The sequence below is a fragment of the Pseudotenacibaculum haliotis genome (assembly GCF_042684245.1).
GTDB classification, from domain to species: domain Bacteria; phylum Bacteroidota; class Bacteroidia; order Flavobacteriales; family Flavobacteriaceae; genus Polaribacter; species Polaribacter haliotis_A.
In genome coordinates, this window is sequence record NZ_JBHULH010000001.1 from 372,527 (window position 1) to 392,932 (window position 20,406).

The 20,406-nt window shown below is 35.4% G+C and carries 27 protein-coding genes; 8 read left to right on the top strand and 19 right to left on the bottom strand.

Translation table 11 applies throughout. The annotated features are described in order from the left end of the window. Positions 1-7 precede the first annotated feature (7 nt). From ACFSRZ_RS01820 to ACFSRZ_RS01830, 3 genes are all read left to right on the top strand, one after another. A complete protein-coding gene (locus tag ACFSRZ_RS01820; protein WP_379664811.1) occupies positions 8-2,539 on the top strand; it encodes a phage portal protein family protein in 2,532 nt (843 codons plus the stop codon). Between the two features lie 74 nt (positions 2,540-2,613). Continuing rightward, positions 2,614-3,147 carry a phage virion morphogenesis protein gene (locus ACFSRZ_RS01825; protein WP_379664812.1) on the top strand — a complete coding sequence of 178 codons (534 nt, stop codon included), beginning with the start codon at positions 2,614-2,616 and terminating at the stop codon, positions 3,145-3,147. 12 nt (positions 3,148-3,159) lie between these two features. Further along, complete coding sequence (locus ACFSRZ_RS01830) at positions 3,160-3,696, top strand: hypothetical protein (protein WP_379664813.1); 537 nt, start codon at positions 3,160-3,162, stop codon at positions 3,694-3,696. A 2-nt stretch (positions 3,697-3,698) separates the two neighbouring features. On the opposite strand, the gene ACFSRZ_RS01835 is transcribed toward ACFSRZ_RS01830, so the two are convergent. The 17 genes from ACFSRZ_RS01835 to ACFSRZ_RS01915 all read right to left on the bottom strand — a co-directional run bounded on the left by ACFSRZ_RS01835 (position 3,699) and on the right by ACFSRZ_RS01915 (position 14,394). After that, positions 3,699-4,001, bottom strand: a complete 303-nt coding sequence (locus ACFSRZ_RS01835) for a hypothetical protein (RefSeq protein WP_379664814.1) — start codon at positions 3,999-4,001, stop codon at positions 3,699-3,701. A gap of 608 nt (positions 4,002-4,609) precedes the next feature. Next, entirely contained in the window at positions 4,610-5,335 is a 726-nt protein-coding gene (locus ACFSRZ_RS01840) for a ParB/Srx family N-terminal domain-containing protein (RefSeq protein WP_379664815.1), read from the bottom strand. Between the two features lie 436 nt (positions 5,336-5,771). Next, positions 5,772-5,921 carry a hypothetical protein gene (locus tag ACFSRZ_RS01845; protein ID WP_379664816.1) on the bottom strand — a complete coding sequence of 50 codons (150 nt, stop codon included), beginning with the start codon at positions 5,919-5,921 and terminating at the stop codon, positions 5,772-5,774. 17 nt (positions 5,922-5,938) lie between these two features. Next, entirely contained in the window at positions 5,939-6,556 is a 618-nt protein-coding gene (locus ACFSRZ_RS01850) for a hypothetical protein (protein ID WP_379664817.1), read from the bottom strand. A 499-nt stretch (positions 6,557-7,055) separates the two neighbouring features. Continuing rightward, entirely contained in the window at positions 7,056-7,208 is a 153-nt protein-coding gene (locus tag ACFSRZ_RS01855) for a hypothetical protein (RefSeq protein WP_379664818.1), read from the bottom strand. Positions 7,209-7,215: 7 nt separating this feature from the next. Continuing rightward, positions 7,216-7,776: a hypothetical protein gene (locus tag ACFSRZ_RS01860; protein ID WP_379664819.1), complete on the bottom strand. Its 561-nt coding sequence runs from the start codon at positions 7,774-7,776 to the stop codon at positions 7,216-7,218. Next, a complete protein-coding gene (locus tag ACFSRZ_RS01865; protein ID WP_379664820.1) occupies positions 7,703-8,242 on the bottom strand; it encodes a hypothetical protein in 540 nt (179 codons plus the stop codon). The genes ACFSRZ_RS01860 and ACFSRZ_RS01865 overlap by 74 nt, the downstream gene beginning before the upstream one ends. Before the next feature lie 167 nt (positions 8,243-8,409). After that, complete coding sequence (locus tag ACFSRZ_RS01870; protein ID WP_379664821.1) at positions 8,410-8,577, bottom strand: hypothetical protein; 168 nt, start codon at positions 8,575-8,577, stop codon at positions 8,410-8,412. Beyond that, positions 8,577-9,023, bottom strand: a complete 447-nt coding sequence (locus ACFSRZ_RS01875) for a hypothetical protein (protein WP_379664822.1) — start codon at positions 9,021-9,023, stop codon at positions 8,577-8,579. Before ACFSRZ_RS01875 ends, ACFSRZ_RS01870 begins: the two co-directional genes overlap by 1 nt. A 147-nt stretch (positions 9,024-9,170) precedes the next feature. Beyond that, positions 9,171-9,791, bottom strand: a complete 621-nt coding sequence (locus tag ACFSRZ_RS01880) for a DUF3164 family protein (protein ID WP_379664823.1) — start codon at positions 9,789-9,791, stop codon at positions 9,171-9,173. Positions 9,792-9,801: 10 nt separating this feature from the next. Beyond that, a complete protein-coding gene (locus ACFSRZ_RS01885; RefSeq protein WP_379664824.1) occupies positions 9,802-10,074 on the bottom strand; it encodes a hypothetical protein in 273 nt (90 codons plus the stop codon). After that, positions 10,067-10,246 (bottom strand): hypothetical protein, encoded by a 180-nt coding sequence (locus ACFSRZ_RS01890; RefSeq protein ID WP_379664825.1) that lies wholly within the window; start codon positions 10,244-10,246, stop codon positions 10,067-10,069. The genes ACFSRZ_RS01885 and ACFSRZ_RS01890 overlap by 8 nt, the downstream gene beginning before the upstream one ends. Next, the gene (locus ACFSRZ_RS01895) at positions 10,246-10,623 is read right to left on the bottom strand and encodes a hypothetical protein (RefSeq protein ID WP_379664826.1); all 378 of its coding nucleotides are present in this window, start codon (positions 10,621-10,623) and stop codon (positions 10,246-10,248) included. The genes ACFSRZ_RS01890 and ACFSRZ_RS01895 overlap by 1 nt, the downstream gene beginning before the upstream one ends. Next, positions 10,613-11,227, bottom strand: coding sequence for a hypothetical protein (locus ACFSRZ_RS01900; protein ID WP_379664827.1), 615 nt, complete (start codon positions 11,225-11,227; stop codon positions 10,613-10,615). The genes ACFSRZ_RS01895 and ACFSRZ_RS01900 overlap by 11 nt, the downstream gene beginning before the upstream one ends. A 3-nt stretch (positions 11,228-11,230) precedes the next feature. Beyond that, positions 11,231-12,130, bottom strand: coding sequence for an ATP-binding protein (locus ACFSRZ_RS01905; protein WP_379664828.1), 900 nt, complete (start codon positions 12,128-12,130; stop codon positions 11,231-11,233). Between the two features lies 1 nt (position 12,131). After that, a complete protein-coding gene (locus ACFSRZ_RS01910) occupies positions 12,132-14,174 on the bottom strand; it encodes a hypothetical protein (protein WP_379664829.1) in 2,043 nt (680 codons plus the stop codon). 13 nt (positions 14,175-14,187) lie between these two features. Then, the gene (locus ACFSRZ_RS01915; RefSeq protein ID WP_379664830.1) at positions 14,188-14,394 is read right to left on the bottom strand and encodes a hypothetical protein; all 207 of its coding nucleotides are present in this window, start codon (positions 14,392-14,394) and stop codon (positions 14,188-14,190) included. 98 nt (positions 14,395-14,492) lie between these two features. Between ACFSRZ_RS01915 and ACFSRZ_RS01920 the strand changes: the two genes are divergently transcribed. Further along, positions 14,493-14,915, top strand: coding sequence for a helix-turn-helix domain-containing protein (locus tag ACFSRZ_RS01920; protein ID WP_379664831.1), 423 nt, complete (start codon positions 14,493-14,495; stop codon positions 14,913-14,915). A 190-nt stretch (positions 14,916-15,105) separates the two neighbouring features. On the opposite strand, the gene ACFSRZ_RS01925 is transcribed toward ACFSRZ_RS01920, so the two are convergent. Together ACFSRZ_RS01925 and ACFSRZ_RS01930 are read right to left on the bottom strand one after the other, a co-directional pair. After that, positions 15,106-15,651 (bottom strand): hypothetical protein, encoded by a 546-nt coding sequence (locus ACFSRZ_RS01925; protein WP_379664832.1) that lies wholly within the window; start codon positions 15,649-15,651, stop codon positions 15,106-15,108. Positions 15,652-15,694: 43 nt separating this feature from the next. Next, the gene (locus ACFSRZ_RS01930; RefSeq protein ID WP_379664833.1) at positions 15,695-15,907 is read right to left on the bottom strand and encodes a hypothetical protein; all 213 of its coding nucleotides are present in this window, start codon (positions 15,905-15,907) and stop codon (positions 15,695-15,697) included. 1,152 nt (positions 15,908-17,059) lie between these two features. Here ACFSRZ_RS01930 and ACFSRZ_RS01935 point away from each other — a divergent pair. The 4 genes from ACFSRZ_RS01935 (at position 17,060) to ACFSRZ_RS01950 (ending at position 20,369) form a co-directional block, all read left to right on the top strand. Then, entirely contained in the window at positions 17,060-17,503 is a 444-nt protein-coding gene (locus ACFSRZ_RS01935) for a DUF4870 domain-containing protein (RefSeq protein WP_379664834.1), read from the top strand. 59 nt (positions 17,504-17,562) lie between these two features. After that, a complete protein-coding gene (locus ACFSRZ_RS01940; protein WP_379664835.1) occupies positions 17,563-17,907 on the top strand; it encodes a PadR family transcriptional regulator in 345 nt (114 codons plus the stop codon). After that, positions 17,900-19,546 carry a PspC domain-containing protein gene (locus ACFSRZ_RS01945; RefSeq protein ID WP_379664836.1) on the top strand — a complete coding sequence of 549 codons (1,647 nt, stop codon included), beginning with the start codon at positions 17,900-17,902 and terminating at the stop codon, positions 19,544-19,546. Before ACFSRZ_RS01940 ends, ACFSRZ_RS01945 begins: the two co-directional genes overlap by 8 nt. 97 nt (positions 19,547-19,643) lie before the next feature. Beyond that, positions 19,644-20,369: a head GIN domain-containing protein gene (locus ACFSRZ_RS01950; protein ID WP_379664837.1), complete on the top strand. Its 726-nt coding sequence runs from the start codon at positions 19,644-19,646 to the stop codon at positions 20,367-20,369. Positions 20,370-20,406 lie beyond the last annotated feature (37 nt).

A 20,406-nucleotide genomic window follows, 5' to 3' on the forward strand; every position in this document is an offset into this window, starting at 1 on the left:
CGGAACTATGGGATTAAAAGATTCAATCATATACAAATATTTCGAGAAGCAATTTTTAAGCAATGCTGATCAAATGACGATCAACATCGAAGCGGCATCAAGAAAACAAGGCAGTAGTCTTACTGATCAGATGACCATGACTGCCACTACACTTCAAAAGCAAACGCTTAAGGAATGGAAAGCTGCAATTTTGTTAGCTACTGATCCAGAAGATCCGAACCGGTTAAATCTAAAAGAGTTGTATCAGTCCTTGAAGCTCGACAATCATTTGATGGCAACAATTGGAAACCGTATCGATGCCGTAAGAGGATCTGCTTTCAAGCTCGTAGATAAAAGTGGAAAAGAGAATCCTGAAATGACGGATATTCTAAAGAAGCTTTGGTTTATTGAAGAAGAGGGATTCATCCATATTGCATTGATGTCAAAGTACACAGGAACCAAGGTAATCGAGCTGTTTGATCTCAAAGAAAACGGACACTTAAAGCAAGTGACTGAGGTTGATATGGCACACGTGATTCCTCAAAAAGGAATGATCGTCAAAGAAGTGGGTGATGCCAAAGGTTGGAACTATAAAGAAGGAGCTTTCAAAGATTACTATCTTCAGGTAGGTAAAGATAATATGCTCGGGTTATTTGCTATGCTTGCTCCAATCGTACTTGCTAAAAAACTAGGGATAGGCTCCTGGTTAGATTATATTGAAAAATACGGAATTCCACCTATCTTCGTTTTTACCGATCGATTTGACAAAAAGCGCATGACCGAACTATACAACTCCATGCTCAACTTCAAATCAAATCACTTTGTGATTGCACAGGGAAATGAAAAGATTGAGCATGGCACCAATGCCAATGCAGGGAACTCAGCAGTGTTTAAAGATTTAACCAAACTAGCCAATGACGAGATATCAAAACGTATCAATGGTGCTACTGGATCCACAGATGAAAAAGCTCACGTTGGTGCCGCCAATGTTCATGAGAACATACTCAACACCAAAATCAAACTGGATAAGTTCTTCATTGAGATATTGGTCAACGAGGAGTTAATTCCGAGGCTTGTAAAATTGAGCCCTGTTTACAGTGGTCTTGATAACTACAAATTTGAGTGGGATGATGCAGAAACTCTAACACTTCAAGAACTTATTGATGCTGTGGTTTCTTTCAGTTCGTTCTATGAGATCGACGTGGAGTATTTGTCTGAGAAGACGGGAATTCCAATTACAGGATTAAAAAGCATGATGCCTCAGACTAACAACCCAGAGCCTCAAAAAAAAAAGTCTAGTTTGAACCTTGGTCCTTCAGCTGAGCGTTTTGATCAGTTGTATCCACAGAGCATTTTAGAGCTTGACATACAGGCGATCGATCTTTCTAAATACACCAAGCTAGTTGGGACGATCGCAAAAGGTCTTCATGATGGAACCTTCAAACCTGAATCATTAAGCGAGGATCTGATCAATCAGATCTACTCGGATATAGTCGCAGGAGCTCGTGATGGTTGGGGAAATGGGTTCACCAAATTTGGTAAAGATCCTAAAAAGGACAGAACGGTTCTTGCCATGCAAAAGAACATCTTTCGATTCTCGGGAGCAAAGACCTATGCACAGTTATTAGAGTTCAATGACCTTCAGTTCCACCATGGAAACCAAAGATCATTTAAAGACTTTAAAGAACAGGTTCAAAAAGCCAACAAACGTTACAACGAGAACTATCTTCAGGCAGAACATCAAACAGCACGTCAATCAGGAAATCAAGCTCGAAACTGGCAGTCTTATGAAAAGGATAAAGATCTATTCCCGAACTTGGAATATCGTACAGCTGGAGATGAAAGAGTGCGAGAGGATCACTCAGTATTTGATGGGATCGTAAAACCCGTAGATGATCCATTCTGGGATTCGTTCTATCCGCCGAACGGATGGAGATGTCGATGCTATGTGGTTCAAACAACCAATAGTCCAACAAGTAAACCAACACCAAAAAACCAAATCAAGCCTGAATTCAAAATCAATGTTGGTAAAACAGGAAGCGTCTACAGTGAAAAGCATCCTTTCTTTGTTATCTCACGTGCTGCACCAAAGAAAGTGCAAAGTGCTTTTGAACTCTCAAAATTACACGCTCCATATACTAAGATCTATACTGGAAATGGTGGAGCTGATGTGAAGATCAGTCCTTTTGCAGATCCTAAAGATCTCCCGGGCAATTTTGCAGCTGCCAAAAAGCTATCCGATAGTGGAATCTCGGTGAAGATCCGACCACACATCATAGAGAAAGGTTACAAGAATCCTGAGTTTGAAATTGACAAGAAGCTCGCCGATCGCAAAACTCAAAAAGGAAAGAATATCAGTTCTAATCTGAGGTCTGCAAAGAGCCAAGGAGTCAAGGTAATTGTATTTGATATTCACCAGGACTATCCATTTAGTGTAAACCGCTTTAAATCGCAATTAAAAGGGCTTTTAAAGCATTATAAGAAAGATACGTTCGATACGGTCATCCTGATCAGTGGTAAGGCGGTAGAGCGAATAAAAATCAGTGATCTATTGAAATAAAAAAAGCAGCTTAACCTAGCTGCAAAAGGTAGCGTATTAGACAAAGCTGCAACGCACTCCAAAAGTAAAACAAAATGTCGAACAAGCAAAATCCAATTCCAGACTTTGAAAAACTAGGGCGAAAAGTAGTCAGTGATGCCGTTCGCTATTCATCGGTTCATGCGCTGAACTTCTTCAAGGATAGTTTTCAAAAGCAAGGATGGACCGATACTTCATATCAGGCATGGGACAAACGGAAAAATGATACCAGGACAGGAGGAGCTCTTCTTGTTCAAACTGGAAACCTAAGAGACAGTCTCCAGATCCTAAGCAGAAGTAAACTCACTTTGGTTTTTGGTACCAACGCTCCGTACTCTCAGGTTCACAACGAAGGAGGAACTCTTACCATTCCCATCACACCCAAGAGCAGGAAATTCTTTTGGTTTATGTTCAAATCCACAGGACAATCATATTGGAAATGGATGGCGCTGACAAAAAAAGACCGCATGATCATAAAGATGCCCAAAAGACAATACATAGGACATTCAGAAACTCTGATGAGAGAATTGAACACTTGGTGGGTGAGTCACATTGAAAGAGAATTTAAAAAGCATATAAACAACATTTAAAATCGATTTAAAATGCAATTTTGGACAGAACTATACAAAGAACTTGCTACGAAAATAACTGAGAATCTTAATCAGATCGAATGGGTGGACCTTTGGCACAACCAAATAAACTTCTTGGAAGAAGAACATCCGTTTCCGACTCCAGCTGTCTTTTTGAGTTTTAGATCTAGAGATCTTCAGGATACAGGAAATAAAGTACAGCAGGTAACTCTTCAGGTGGATTGCTTTCTCTATTATGAAACACTCCTGGACACTCATGCTGGAGCATACAATCAAGATGGAGCTTTGAACTTTATTGAATCCTTAGATCATTTGTATGCGCTTTTCCATGGATCTTCTGGTAATAACTATAGCAGCATGAGAAGACTTGCCTTTAATCCCGTTGATACTGGAAATGCAGGGAACTTGTACCAGCTATCATTCGAATGTGTTCTGGTTGATTATTCTGCGATGAAGGAGTTTGTGGATGGACAGGTGAAAGGTGTGGAGATCGATACAACAACAATAGAGAGGGAAATTGATGATAATCCTATTTTTAGGATACCTTAAGACTAATTTAGAGGGATGAATTCAATACCTCCACCAATTGAATAATTCCTAATGATTTCACCAACTTCTTCTCCATCAAATAGTAGAATACTTTTGTTGCTGTAATTATAAATTTTGAATCTATCCAAGTCCTTTTTCTCATCAAAAGGTTTACCTAGGCACATTGAAGCTATTTTAACGAAAAAGGCATTCTCTTCAGATATGATTTTATTATTTATAAAATTCATTCTCGCATATATGTCATCAAAGTTGAAGTTGAGATCTTCTTTTGATATGGGCTGGAGTGTGTAGTCAGATAAATTCATTTTATACTCTATGGTAAATGATGTTGTCGATTGTGGAAGTTGATTTATAAAACATCTGAGCGAGTTTGGCGGTAATCCAATCGGGGTGATACTTTTGCACGCCAAACTCAGTTTGATTACTCAATTTGGCGTGCTGGTTTCTGATGTCAGTGTATAATTTTATAGTGGTCTCTTTCGCAGGCATATCACAAAATTATATGATTACCTTTTATTTTCAAAATTGGATTTATCCGCAAATAATTTGAATATTGTTTCCTTGATTATCAGTACCTTCAATCTTATTGACTGTTAACCCGAACTTTGAAACTACTTGTTGAAATTTATTTATCTCTTGGTTCACTTCCTCGGACCACTCATGGAATTCATTTTGATTTTTCATAGCCAATTGATCAGTTTGATTATGTAACCAGGAAAAAGTATCCCGCAAATGCCGATCCAAGCCAAAATAACCATAATAAGCTGCATACCTCGTGGCACTGCATCATGTCGTTTAAATAGAAACAATGTTTCTAAGTAGATTTTAAAATTTTTCATTGACGTGAGATTTGATTCAAAATTTATAATAGTGTGAGTTTATTCCTTACGGGTACCCTTTTTTTCTAGTTATATCAATAGATAATCACTCTTGAATTGTTTCTATGATTGTAAATTTTTTCAATATTCAAGATGTAATTTTTGTAATTGGTTTGCTTATCCATCATCATAGGGTTCTTGCTAATCTTCGTTCTTAGAACATCGAAATCACATAAACCTTTCTTTACAATTCTCTGAAGGGCATTTAGAAGATTGCGATCCGTTGAAAATACATAACGCCCAAATAATGAATTATTAAGTTTGAAGAGTTCTTTGGTTTCCTCCAAGTGATTAACCTTAAACTCACCAGCTTTGAATAAATCATTGACATTTCTCACGGAACTTGAATTTCCCATCAAAAATGACATTGTAGTTGTCAAAGGAATACGAAACTCTTCCAGCACTTTATTAAGTATTTTATAATCCTGGATACCCACTCTAATGTAACATCTCAGAAAATCTTTCTGTGTCCATTTCTCCTGACGTGAATTCAGGCGTGCTATTTGCTGAAGACTCAAATTTTGTCCTTCAACATAGTGAATAGGATGATCACATCTCTTTGATACTTCAAATCGATGTTGACCATCAACAATCATAAGCCGATCATTTTCCTTGTAAACTATGATCGGGCATAATGGTAAAAGATTCAATCCATTATCAATATCGTCTATGATCCTTTGAATTTTCTTTTCATTCAGGTTTCTGTTACCTGTTATCGTAGCAAATTTTGAGTAGTCTGTTGTAGATTCTATTTGTATCATCTTGTTGGTTTTTTAATAAATTACATAAAGTATTAAGGCTATCGAAGCTCCGATAGCTAGAATAATAGCTGCACATCCAAACATCTGTTGAGCATCATTACCCCTATTAGATTGTCCACAATCACAATACTCACCAGTATCGTATTTCGGACATGTAGGACATTTATCGGGTATCATAATATTTACAATTAGTTTTTAATTTGATTTCTATCTACAAACTGCATCGGAACTTTTCTTGTCAAGTAATCCATAAAGGATAAAGGCAAGTATGAGATGAAGTCCGTTTTTTTGTTTCCGTGTGCTTTTGGATTGTATTTTCCTATAAAAACTGCTTTAGAGTTTATCGGCAAACCCAAACCACTACTTAATCTTAGAAGCAAAAATTTATGCTCCTGTGCTGCTTTTCTAATTTTACCAACTGTCAACATACTTACTATTATTCTATAACTTCTATTGAAGCCGTTTTGTTAAACTCCCATTTCTTGCCGTTAGACTTTAATTCTAATTTATCGACAGCATCTGCAATATTTTCTGCTATAACAAATACAGGTGTTAAACCTATTCTTGCATAATATCCGTACTTCATAGATTACTCTTAGTTTATCATTTGTTCGCTTTGTAAAATGCTAATGCAAAGTGTTCGTCCGTCATGCTCCGGCGAGCTTGTTGTGGACGGAATCCATCGGGTAAAGCGTAACCTTCTGGAAGTTGTGGTAAATCGCGGTTGTTGATCGTGCACTTTGCTTTTTCCTCTGGGGTCAACTCACGAACTTTCTTTTTAGGAAAGTTGTAGTAGCCCCATAAATCAGTTCTCTTCGTGTAATTTGCTCCGTAGTCACATGGATGGAATGTTAAAGGTGGTTTCCCTAGAAGTTGTCTTAGGTAGCCAACTGGATTTTCCAAAGCCCAAAATTTAAGTCCTCCATGAATACGACAATGCTCGATGATCTCAAGACCTCTTTTAACAAGTCTCATTCCTCCAGATAAGTTCCTTGGGGTTTTCGCTGTTGTCCGGGCCAGACTAAAATGTGTGCAAGTAGGAGCGAATAATATTCCGTAGACTCTGTCTATCCAATTCCAGTAATCATCCCACGTAAATAGATCGTATTCTGGATGAGTAATGATGCGAACATCATAACCAGCATCCTTGTATGGTTTCGACCATGCTCCGGTTCCACCACATAGATCTAAAATGATTTTATTTGAATTGTCTCTGGTCAAAATCTACAGGTTTACTGATTTATAATTGTCCGAATCTTTTACTGTACGTTCTAAGATTCTCAATGCTTGGTTATATTCATAACATTGGATTAGGACTTTAATATTTGGTGAATCAATAGATTCAAATTCGTATGTCTTAATTGGTGGCATATCTTAAATTTTACTATTTTTAAGCTACTGGAAAATCCCAGTCAGTTATTACATTAATAATTTCATCATCGTGATCGAAGTATTGACAATCTGTCAAACTATATCCATTTGCTTCGTAGCAAGCACATCCATGAGGATTAGTACATCTTGTTGATTTTTTCATTACCTAAAATTTTATTTACGACGGGTTACCCATATCCCGTTTATTGCTCTTGGACTGTGAGGCGTACGTAATAGCTTTTTAAAGCCCAAAAATGAATTCGCCCTTTCACCCGTCGTGATGATTAATCCTAATTTTCTTTGTTCATAAAAACCTAAAATTTGGTTTTATATATTTTGATAAACTTTCTCAAATTTTGTTGTCAATTTGACCTATAATACTTCTCAATTCAGATGTTTCAAATTCTCCTAGATCAATTCCTACAATCGATAGGTTAAAATGGTCCTTTTTCGTGGGTTCTAAATTCACGTGTGGTACAACGTGATAATCTTGTTCGTTCATATTTCCGTTATTTATACTTCTTATTTGTTTGACCTCGCTTAGAGGCTATCTTGGCAATTGACGGTTTAGATACTGTAGATCTGTAATGCTTCAACATTCTCTCTCCTAGTTGTTGATCAAAACCAGAAGGTTGACGATTCATCTCGATTGCGGCTTTAACTCTTTCATCCCAATACTTCTTAATCTCTCGCATAATCTTCGCAGGAGTCAACTTGAAAATGTCACTCTCCTTAATTCGTATGCAGATCACTACGAGATCTTCTAGCTTCAAACTTCTATACTCATACTTGGAGAGGATCTCCGTTGCAATTACTTCAGCATTGGTCTGAGACAATTGACTATCAAAATACATCGAGGTCGCTCTAAAGAGATTTGTGATGCATTTGGTAGCTTTGTCTTCATCATCCTTAGAAATAGCTCCAATACTTCTTGACTTTGAGCTTAAAGCACTTTTCATCGATAGATTACCATAGTGCTTTACAACCTGTCGATTATCATATTCTGATGCTGCCATTAGATCCAGCAGAACTGGAACCGTTGTTGGTGATGATTTCTCTGACGATGACATTCAATCTTGAGTTTATATATTTCAAGTCCTTATTTTCCTTATGAAACTCTTTGAGGGTTTCATATTTGCTCAAAATCAGAATCCAGTTATCTAAAGCTACTTGCTCGTTTCCAGCATTGATACGTTTCAGATAAGCGATGATCTGCTTTAAAGCTTTTCCATCTACTCCAGTAAACTTTGGAGGTAATCCAATTTCTTCTTCATAGTGTTTGAACCACTCATCACTGAATTTTGTAAAGAGTGATTTCTGTTTTTTGATCTCTTGGTAAGTGACTCTTTCATTCCAGGTATTCTGAAAAGATTTAATATCACTTTCCTTTGGAGGAATGATATGACCAAGCTGTTTGATCTGTTGATCTGTAATGGATCCTGTCAATCTTTCTGCTCTGAAGAACTTTCCTCTTCGATAGCTGAGCTTCAAGGTCACTCCATTCAAAAGAATTTGAACTTTATAGTGATTAGTCATTGTAGAATTTTATTGCAAATGAGAAGTTGAAAAAGCAGACTTGAAAATCTCCTTTACACTCGGTGATGCAAAAAATAAAATGCTCTTTATTCTCCGCAATCCTCCAGTAATTTCTCAGAGTTATTACTATAGCTTCTTTGATCACTACTTTAATCTTCCCTTTAGATTTATTTACTTTGATCATTTGGTAATACTATTTTACATTCGTATTTAATTCCGTTGGGATATACAATCGTATAACTTTGTCCCATTCCTCGATACAAAGCTTCTTTCAATCTCATTTCCTTGTAAGAAATCTTACGGAATACTTCATTCTCAGACCATATTTCAAACATTATCTCCTTGACTTTTTCAGTTCGTGTTTCAATACTCCTTCAAGTGCCACAATCGTTTTGCTTGTTTCCTGTGGAGTTTGCTTGACAAGAGGCTTCTTAACTGGAGATTTCTCACTTTGTAGCCATTCCCCGAATCGATTCATGTCTGCAACTGTTCTATTAAACCTATGACTATAGTAAGTCCATCCTGAATGTTGTAAAAGGCTCAGAATGTATCTGTGAGAGTCTTTGGCAACTTTGAATGCTGCCCATTCATTCACCTCTGGATAACCACCGAGATCTACAATCAGATCATTGGCTTGTTCGAAGGTTAGATCTTTCGTGCTAACCTTCGATTGATCTCGAGTGTATTGAATGATCACAGACTCCTTAGCTTCCTTGTCTTTTTTGATCTCAGGAGATAAGAGAGTATGAATCTTCTTGATCTGATTAGTGGTAACGTTCATAAGCTTTTGATATATAAGTTAAGTGATCTGCTCTCCGAAGAAGTGAGTTCCTCTTCAGAAATCCAATTACCATTCATGTCCTGGTTTATTACCTTTCCATTAACGTCAATCTGCCTGTCATTGATGCTCTTTATTACTACCATTACTTTAGATACTTGAAAAGTTTAAATCAATGTTTTCATACTTTCCATCTCGACCTTTCAACCATACTCGGAAGTACGTTTTGCTATCAGGTCTTCTAATACTTTGCTCTAAAAGTTCAATAGCTTGTTTGAAAATTGGAGCATCGATCTTTGACTTATATCTGATCAATTGCATCACTTTCTTTACATCGAGTTTACCTCTGGATGTTTCAAATGCTGTTAGAATCAGATCCTTTACAAACTCGTTTTTACTCTCAACCGAAATAGACAAGAAGTCATCCAATTTTTGCTTAGCGGCTTTAATTCCCATATCATCAAATTCAATTCGTTCGTTTACACTCACTTCGACTTTTATGGTCCTATTGAAATTGTACCAGGTAAAATTGCCTTTATGGTTTATATCTACATTCTTATCTGCCATGAATGCATCGAATGCCTGAGTACAGTAATCATTTACAAGCTCTTTAAAAGCCTTTAAATCTTTATTTAACTTCTGAGCTTTCTTCAGTAGGGATCCACTTAATCGTTCATGAAGACGCTCTACTTTATTGATTCGATTCAAAGGAACTCCAGTTCCTTTTTCGTCATACCAAGTTTTGTCTTTCGACGTTTGAGTAATTTTCATTGTACTGGTTTTAATTATTATTGATTTGTTGAAATACTTTCCAATCTTTAGTGATGGGATCCTGTACTTCTATTTCTCTAGCAGCATTGTATCGATACTCAGGTTTTTGCCATTTATAATAGCTGATCATTCCAATGATGCTTTTTATCTTTTCTTTTAGTCTGGAACTCAATGAGATCTGTTGATAGATATGTTGATGAATTTCGATTCGATCCCATACACTCAAACCAGCATTGTTAAACTTGTCATATGCCAAGACATCAATCAAAGTCTGTTTATCCATTAATCGTCATTTTATCAAGTCCATATTCATCCATATGTACTAGTTTACCTAGCCAATAATTTCGTTGTGCCTCTTTGAGTTTTCTATTGCGATGAACTTCATCAGCATAAGCGAGCCAAGCAATACATTCTTGGGCTTTTACTTCAGCTTCTTGTTTTGTGATAATTTTCATTATTTAGCGGGTTTAAGTTCTTTCTCAATTTCTTTCATTAGATCCAGCATGCTATCGGTAGGATAAATCAGATTTGTACCTATCGAATGGGTCTTGTTGTAATCATGTAAAACCTGAAGCTTCTCTAAGCGAGATAAGTTCGTTTCATTTAATTCATGTCCATTTTTGTATATGCAGGGTTCTGTTCTTCGTTCCCATTGCATAGACCACCAATTCCAAAAAATCTTAGATTGAGACATAATATCTACAGCCTTCTTGTTATGATGCCAGAAATTCTCAATCCACTCAATTCCTGCATCATACAATGTTTGATCGTAGTTAACGATCTCATTTTGTTGCATGAAGGATCTCACCGATATATTATCTCTATTGTCCATGATACAATACTGCTTTTTCCTGATCAATCTTTAAATTCCCTCCTGGTACTCGACCTGATACTATCACCATTAATCCTTGTACTCTCATTATTACTTTTGCTAGCTTGCTAGCCATTTTTGCGGCGGCTGTATAAGGCTTGTTTCTTTCTTCATGTGCCACACAGATGAACAAAATATTTTCAAAATCTTGCATGAGTCTTTTCATTCCACTTGCCTTTAATTCTTCATTGTAGATCGTTAAATTATCAAGCACAACGATCTTAGGTGCTTTCCTTTTTTTGAGTCTTATGTATAGATCTTCAATTGGTTCATATTCTATGAAATGAATATTGTTGTTCTTAGGATCTATCTTGGCACGTCTACAGGATTCTACAAATTCTTTATCAGTACCTTCCTCAGCACTGATATATAAAACCTTTGAGAAAGTGCTTAAATAAGATGCTATGAGCAATGCTGCCCATGTTTTCCCATTCTTCTCCTTTCCATATAGCAGCCATATTCCTGATGTACTTGGTTTACCAAAAATCTGCTCCCAAATCCCTTTGAAGTCAAAGCTTGTAAACTTCTTATCAAATAGGTTCTTTGGTGTTAATGCTCTCTGCATACACTATTCGTTTTGAGTAGTGGTAATGGTTTTCTCTTTTTTGATTTCAAAGAACACCCGCCTGAGACTTCCAAAGGTTTTGGCATACATCTCAAGTGGTGTATATTTCGATTCGTTTGCTTTTAATATCCTTGCGATCTCATGGAGCAGAAACTTCTTTCTTTCTTGTTCTCCAATAGGAGTTATACGTTGATATTTGCTTCCTAATCTGCTGAAGATCTCAGCATACCCTACTTTCTTGTTTGCTTTATTTCGATCGAGCTTAGCCGATAATCCGTCAGCCCCCATCATATACCAAGCGGTTCTATATTCAGTAGCATTCCATAAGCTTTTCACTTCTAAAAATGCAGGATAGTTTAAGTCTCCAAACTCATCACATACTACAATTGGCGTAGTCATAGAGTTCATATATTGAATCAGATCATTTCTTAGTATTCTTAAAGGTATCTGATGATCAATTCCCCATTCTTTAGCCATAGCTCGTAAAAATTGAGTCCTAGATTTATGAAGAGAACAATCAATAAGAATGGCGTTTCGATGCTCTTTCACATAGTCTCGAGCTGTGAAGGTCTTACCGATGTCAGCTATATCACAGAAAATTCCAGAAATACTCATTCTCTGACAAGACTCAAGCTGCTTGTAGATATATTTATATACTGCTGTATTACGTGCTGCTTTCCATACAAATTCATCAGCTGTTGCAGGAACATTGTACTTAGAGGCAATCAACATCCACTTTTTATCACTTAGAACTCCTTCAGTTTCTCCTGCTAATACCCTAGAGTATTGTGCGGGATCTATTCCAATTGAAACAGCGTGAGCTTTGTTCGTTGTGAACTTGAAAGCATTCTCATTAATGCTCTGTACAATTCTTAATTTGTATTCTTTAGTAACTTCGTTCATATTATAGATCGTTTGTAGGGTCTAAATTTTGATAATACTCATCTTCATAATCCACTTCACTCATTGGTAACTCTGCTGGTTCTTCTAAATCAGGAATTTCAAAACTTTCAAAACCTTCAATTGAGAAGCTATCACTAATTGTTTCTGGTCTGTTGTCAATCAGAGTGACAGTATCAATCGAATTCTTTTGAATCTGCATGTAAGAGGTTACGGTTGCTTTGTATCTTGCCATAATCACAGAAGCATCTTTATGATGCTGCTTGGCTTCAATCGGAGCCTTAGCACTTACTGGTTTAGGTATAATTTGACAAACATATCTGCCGTCAACATAGACATAAGCCTTTAGAATTCCTTTAGAATTGTCATCTAACCAGCAAACTTCAAAGCTTTTCCCTTCCACCTTATTTAAAAGAGTGATCAGTTTCTCTCCAGTATATATCGTATCATTGTCACCAAGTAGCCACTTTCGGTTTTGAAGTCTTACAATTCCAGCATTACAACTGGTCTCAGTAGAATATCCTAAGTGTTTGATGATGGCTTTGTAATTGGTTGGTGTGAGATCTGGGTTTTGGTGCTTTTTGAAGTAGTCAAAACGACTCAAGGTTTTATCTTGACTGTTTGCCATGTTGTTCCACTTGATAATGTTTCTAAAGCATTGCTCTACTAATCTATCGTAAGGAACAATTTTGTTCTGAGCATATTGAGGCTGGTTTGATTCTGATAATGCAAAAGGTCTTGCGATCCATCCTTCCTGTTTTTTTTCTACCTGATACCTAAGAGGTTTGAAGTACCCTTCAATTCTTTTAGATCTTGCACTATTAGCATGGATATGAACATTGTTGAACATAACTCCTTCCTTCAAAATTGTTTCTTTAAAGCTGCTATTCAAAGAACTCTCACATTCTAGTGCATCAGGAATATGCATACCCCACTGATGGTAATTTCTGACCATCTGACGATAGAAGTTCAGGATCAGTTCCTCTTTGGTCTTACCATATGCCCAAGCTGTGATACATTCGCTAGCAAGATCTATTCCTAAATACCACCACATACGTTTCCCTTTATCGTACCAGAATGGCGGCTGTCTATCATCTATTGAGATCATAGATCCTGCAAACTTTGGTTGTTCCAACGTGTCATAAGGAACAAATTGCTGTAAGATCTGTTGACGATTGCTACTTCTTTTAGAAAAGGTACCAATCTTACTTTTGTAACTTCGAAGAAAGTTTTTTATAGCACCTTTTTTTACCATTTTATATTCTTTTGGATTATAGAGCTCGCCTGTTTTTTTATTGATAATATCTATATGTCCGTTTATAAATGCAGCATACTCTCTTGCAATTTCAGTAGCAGTTGGTTTATACGGTCTACCAGCGAACATATTGTTTAGAAGGGCAGCTGTTTTATCATTGATAATGAGCGCATTCAGTTTACTTTTTCCTTCAGCATCTCGAATCAGGGTTTTGAAAGCATGATCGGAAGAGATCTCAAATGCATCTTTAAAGCTCTTTAATTGTTGTTTAAATCGCCTGTAATTAGTATTTAAAGTGTGTTTTGTTTGTTCTTTCTCTTGAAGGGTAGTATTGAAGCTGATCGAATCTGAGTGAAGTGTTTGTGTGATTCCTCTAAGACTTCCTCCTTTAGAGATGCGTTCCTGTGATCGAGCAGTTTCTAAATTCATGATTGCCAACAGTACATTGGCATTGATAATCAGCTTCTCAATCGTCGCAGGAACCAAATAAGATCCGTCTGGGTATTGAAATCCATTATAATATTCTACAGCTTCTGGATCTACTTTATAGTACTTCTCTAAAATATGATCTGATTTACGAAGGTCTTTGATTTGGTCCTGAACCCTCTTTGGAAGGCTATCATATTTTATCAATAATTTTCTTCCATTACCTCCTAACGAAGCTCTTTTTATCCCATAGGGTTTTTCTTTGTAACGACGAAGTTCTGTTTTTAAAGAGTTATAACAACTCCAAAATTTAGGAATTAACTCGTCTTTTGATACTACCAATATGTCTCCAAGAAATTCAGGCATCTTAATTAATTTTTTATAATTCCTCTGCCTTATTTTTAACTGCTTCTTCAGCAGCTTTGGTAAGTACTTTGTATTCCTTTTTTATTGTGTCTGGCATCAATCCTTCACGATCACCTCTAATGCATTTTCTTATGTAATCAAGAGAGTATCCGAACCTTTTTTTGAGAATTATAAGGGCGTCCTCATTGAAATTGATTCTATTTTTTGTAGGTTTGCTCATCGTACTATTTGTCTTTTCGTTGAGACAAACATACGAAATTAACACGAAAAATTTCGTATTTGAATTTATTTTTTTCGTGTTTTAACTATTTTTTTCATATGAAGGAAGATCTGAAATCAGATGAAATAAGATTTATACGTAAGAGTTTAGGCATGTCGCAGACTGACTTTGCCAAAGCTTTAAATGTGACTATGCGTACTGTGCAAAATTGGGAATCGTCAGAAAAACCTGTAAACCACATTAAGTCTAAATTAATACGAAGTTTATACGAAAAAGATGGAGAGAGAGAAAAAACAGAAGACCAAGAAAAGTATATATTATTTAGGGGGGAAAAAATTCTGGTTTCAGAATGGGCTACTGTTACAGCAAAAAATGATCACATATTGGAAGGTAATGATATTTATGACCTGTTATGGGAAAATAAAACTTTAAAAGCTTTGCTAAATATAGAAAAAGGTAAGTTAAAAAAATATGCCCCTAGTATAATAGAGGCATTAAAAAAGTATGTTCATAACGCCTAATTTAGATCCAACAATTTGTTGACAATTTGAATTGCTAAATTTCTGTTTTTCTTTTTCAATCTTTCCATCTCTTCCCTAGCAATATCTAAGCTAGATTTCTCATGATTAATATCATGTCCATCAGGTATTAGACCTTTCTCCTGAAGAGATTTCCTTAACTTGAATAAATCTATTTTTTGATCATCACTCACTAATCATCAATTTTTTTCAATGTTTTAATAAAATCTTCGTCATAATCTTCTGAATCTTCCTTGACAGTAGTAACATTCCTCATAGCTTCATCATGTATTTCAGCATATAGAGCTTTAGACGCTGGCTTTTTATAATGTTCATTTCTAACTCGTAATATATGTCCTATAGCTATTTTAAGTTTTTCTTTATCTCTTATTGTGTCTTCTAGTAACCTGGCTTTTTCAGAGATATATACAATAATCAAAACAGCAAGTAATGCTATTGAAAACATTAAGCCGTTATATTCCACTAAAGTATATTCTTTCGTTTTTGGAAAAAAAGCCATAACGATATAAAACATCGAAACGGTCATTACTCCATAACTTAGAAAAACTCTGAATTTTTTATCATGCTTTTCTCTTTTTGAATAATAGAGGAATAAAAGACCTAAGCTTAAACCAGTTAATGGATATCCAATTGCCCAAAGAAAACTGTTTAAATAGGTATATCCTCCAAAACCTTTCTGACCAATTTTTGCATGAAGATAAAGAAACGGTGCATACATTATGAAAAATGTAAGCACCGTTTTAAAGATACTATGTTTTGATTTAAAAAATGATATCAATGAGGATGTCAAAGAAGCTAATCCCCTCTTCATCATCTGGAATACCATTGCAGTTACGGTCGTTCGGTGGAGCGATGCAATCTTCTTGGGTTTGTTCTGTTTTCTCATTTGACTCAATTGTGTTTGAATAAGATTTAGAATATCCTACAGATACTAACATTAAAAATACTGATACAATTGCGATTCTTTTTTTCATAATGGTAAATTTTAAATTAATAATTAACCTAAAGTTACCAAGAAGACGAATCCTTAACTTTTACATGATCAGTATATTATACTTTTTTTATTAACATTAAATTTTTAATCCATAGGTAAAAGCCTATAGAAATATTGCTGAAATGTTGGGAACGGAAAAAGGCAATTTTCTATGTAAGTTCAAAAATCTGATAAAAAAATCAGACAAACTGATATACAAACAAATTCAAATGTAGAAAAAATATATCACTTTCTAGTTCCCTTTATTTGGTGAAATTTCAATTTAACCAATTTTGGTGATGTTTATTAACCTAGGCTTATCATATATTACAAAAACAGGTATTTCTACCTAGCTAAAAATCCAGCAAAAACAATTGATAATAAATCTGAGATGAACTTAATGATATAAATCATAACGGTTTTACGGTTTTCCTCACCGAACAAAATATACACAAAAGTGTACCGAAAAGGACCACAAAACATTACGCACACACATTTTTCAAATTCAACAAACTCATAAATAGGCGGTAAGCCCAGTATTTTCAATCTGTTTCAAGTTATTTAGAATTATCCTAACATGTATTAAAGGGGGGTGAATCGCCCAAAAAACGGCATTTAAGTGCTTTTTTTTGACCTTAAATGGGGTTGAAACCTACTTAAAAATACACGGTAGTGAACCCCCAACTGAACCTCCAACTGAACCCCCAACTCAAAAAAAGATAAAAAATGAAGAACTAGACAACATTTAAAACTACTTTAAATTCTGTTTAAAATCGTTTCTTTTAGGTCCAATTATTATGTGATCAATGGTAATATACATGGGGCTGAGTGCTATTTTTGCACGCTTTAGATTAGAAATGGTAGATAATGAAGGTAGAAATGGCAGTGTAATGGTAGTCAAATGGTAAAAGTGTACAATCCGTTTTGACCTCTACAAAGTAGCATAAGTTCGCTGAGCCTTTTATTCATGGGCTTTTGAGCCATTTTTATGAAAAATCTTTTTTGGCTCTTTTTGTTTTGCCCCTTATACAAATTCACTTTTTCTCACAAAACCCAAATGTTAATGAATTGTTAATTTTTAGTACTATGTTTTGCATAATACCATTTTTTAAACATATATTTGCAATGTAAAGTATTATACAATTCATTAATCATGAAACAAAATAACGAGAATACCAATGCTTTTTTGATACATATTTCTGCTTTTGCAGGTTTCTTATTTCCATTTGGGAGTATCATTACTCCTTTAATTGTTTGGCAAACCTTAAAAGACAGAAGTCAGTTTTTAGATGAACAAGGAAAAGAGGCTGTGAACTTTAATATCAGTTATAGTTTATACATGTTCATAGCAAGTATTATTGCTGTACCGTTTTTCTTACGCTCTATTTTTAACAATGTGAGACATGGATACGGAAACAACTGGCATTACGAATGGGATTTTGATCTAGGCTTTGGAAGCCTTTTTGGACTCATCGGTTTTGGATCACTAGTTGGAATCATAGGACTTATCAAATTAGTATTGATCATATTGGCTGCTGTAAAGGCAAATAAAGGTGAGGATTACAGATATCCTTTTACCATAAAATTTATTAAATAACGAACCACAATAATGTAACCGAAAGGTTCCATGTGATTATCTAAAATAAAGAACAACACATGAAAATAGAAAACACAAAAGCACAAATGCGCAAGGGAGTGCTGGAGTATTGCATCCTCTCCATATTACAGCATGGAGATGCCTATACTTCTGAGATTCTTTCTACGCTAAAGAGTGCGGAGATGATTGTGGTAGAAGGAACCATATATCCATTATTAACACGTTTGAAAAATGCAGGCTTGTTATCTTACAGATGGGAAGAATCTACCTCAGGTCCCCCAAGAAAATATTACGTATTAACAGAAAATGGAGGCATGTTTTTAAAAGAATTAGACAAAACATGGAGTAATTTAATTAATGCTGTAAACCAAGTAACAAGCAAAAAATCACCGAAAAATGAATAAAACTATCAACATAAATTTAGGAGGATACTTTTTCCACATCGATGAAAATGCCTATCAAAAATTAAAGAGGTATTTAGATGCGATCGCTAAATCTTTAAGTGACGATCCGCAGGGGAAAAATGAAATTATTTCTGATATAGAAACTCGTATTAGCGAGCTTTTATCAGAGAAAATTACCGATGCTCGCCAAGTTGTTAATGAACAAGACATTAGCGACATCATAAAAATTATGGGTGAGCCGGAAGATTATGCAGGTAGTGAAGAAGGCTATACAGATTCTAGCTACAAATACACGAAAAGACAGTCTTCTAACTCAAAGAAATTATTCAGAGACGGTGATGATAAGTTCTTAGGGGGTGTTGCTGCTGGAATTGCTCATTATTTTGATGTAGACGTGATCTGGATCAGATTGGCTTTCATCATATTATTATTCAGTGGATTTAGTGTTCTATTATATATCATTTTATGGATCTTACTTCCTGAAGCTAAGACCACCGCTGAAAAATTACAGATGGAAGGTGAGCCGGTGAATATAGATAACATTGAAAAAAAAATTCGTGAAGAATTGGGAACCATGACCGAGAAGATCAAAGATGGAGCCAACGAAGTCACAAAAAAAGTAAATGAAGGTGTAAAAAAAAATGGAAACAAGGCCAAAACGGGTTTTCAAGATTTTTTGGACACGCTAGGTAAGATCATCATGGCATTCTTTAATGTCATTGGAAAATTTATCGGAGTCATAATCATTATTGTATCCGCTTCCGTACTGATCTCATTTGTTCTTGCTATTTTTTCTATAGGTAGTTTTGAAGTTCTCGGCTTTGGAGATGAATTCTTAGATGTTCCTCCATTCATGCACGATTCTATATTACCTCACTGGTTGTTAGCAATTTGCTCGCTAGTTCTTGTTGGATTCCCATTCTTGATCTTATTTGTTTTAGGATTACGAATCTTATCAAGCAACGTAAGAAAGTTCAGCAAAACAACATCATTAACCTTATTAGGTATTTGGATCGTAGCTTTATTGATGGTCATTTTTACAGGAATCGAGTTTGGTACTTCTCAAGCCTATAACGGAAACAAAATAGACACCAAAGACCTGTACTTAGAAAACACAGACACATTGAAGTTAAAAATGGTAAACAACGACGATTTGTACTACCAATCTAGATTGAGAAGAAGTACAAGAAGAATTGAAGTGTACCAAGGAGATAAAAAGAGAACTTATTCTAACTATGTAAAAGTTGATGTAGAAAAAAGTAATACTGATCAAATCTCTGTAAAAGTGAGAAAAGTATCAGAAGGACGAAACAGAAACGTTGCTAAGAAGAATGCAGAAGAATTAGAATACAAATATGATTTGGATGGAAATACCTTATCTCTAGATGCTTATTTCCTATCAAACTCAAGGTACAAGTTCAAAGATGAAGTTATCTATGTAACAGTATACATTCCTGAAAACAGTACCGTATACTTTGATGAAACGATGCAGAGCTTTTTACACGGTATTTATGATGTAGACAATATGTACGATAGCGAAATGATAGAGCATTATTTCTTAATGACAGAGGAAGGATTGGATTGTTCAGATTGTGAAGAAGAGATTGAAGAAGAGCCTGAAACAGAAAATGAAAACTAAAAAAGTAACAGTTCATCTTAAAAATCAAACAATTGGGTAACCTTAATTAAAAAAACAGCGTCTATATATAGACATTTGAATAACAAAACTAAAAACCATGAAAACAGTAAAAAAACTAACCGTTCTTCTCTTCATTTCTGTAGTCTTTGCATCATGTGGAGTAGATATGTTCAACAGAATTGACGGAAACAGAAATGTAATTTCTGAAAAAAGAAAAATCAACGACGACTTTACAAGAGTTAAAGTAAGTAGCGGAATTGACTTGTATATCAAACAAGGAAACAAAGTATCTTTAACTGTTGAGGCTGATGAAAACTTACATGATTACATCATGACAGAAGTTCAGGGAGATATGCTAAAAATCTATGTAGATGGTAATATCTGGAGAGCCAAAGCTCGTAAAGTGTACTTAACTGTAACTAATATTGAAGAGTTAAGAGCTACTAGTGGTAGTGATGTATACTCTCAAGGTGTTATCAAAGCCAGAGACTTAGATGTTAGTACCAGTAGTGGTGCAGATATGAGAATTGAAGTAGATGCTGATAATGTAACAAGTAGTTCTACAAGTGGTTCTGATCTAAGAATTAGTGGAACATCCAATACACACAGTACAAGCGCTACTAGCGGAAGTTCAGTTCACGCCTACGGATTAGAAAGTAAAGATGTTACTGCAAGAGTAAGCAGTGGAGCAGACATTAGTGTTTATGCTTCAGAATCTATCGAAGCTAGAGCAAGTAGCGGTGGAGACATCAGATACAAAGGAAATCCTGAGAAAGTAAACAAGAAATCATCATCTGGAGGAGGAATTCGTTCCAGATCATAATAATCAACTAACATCAATCAACCAAACCCAGCAACTA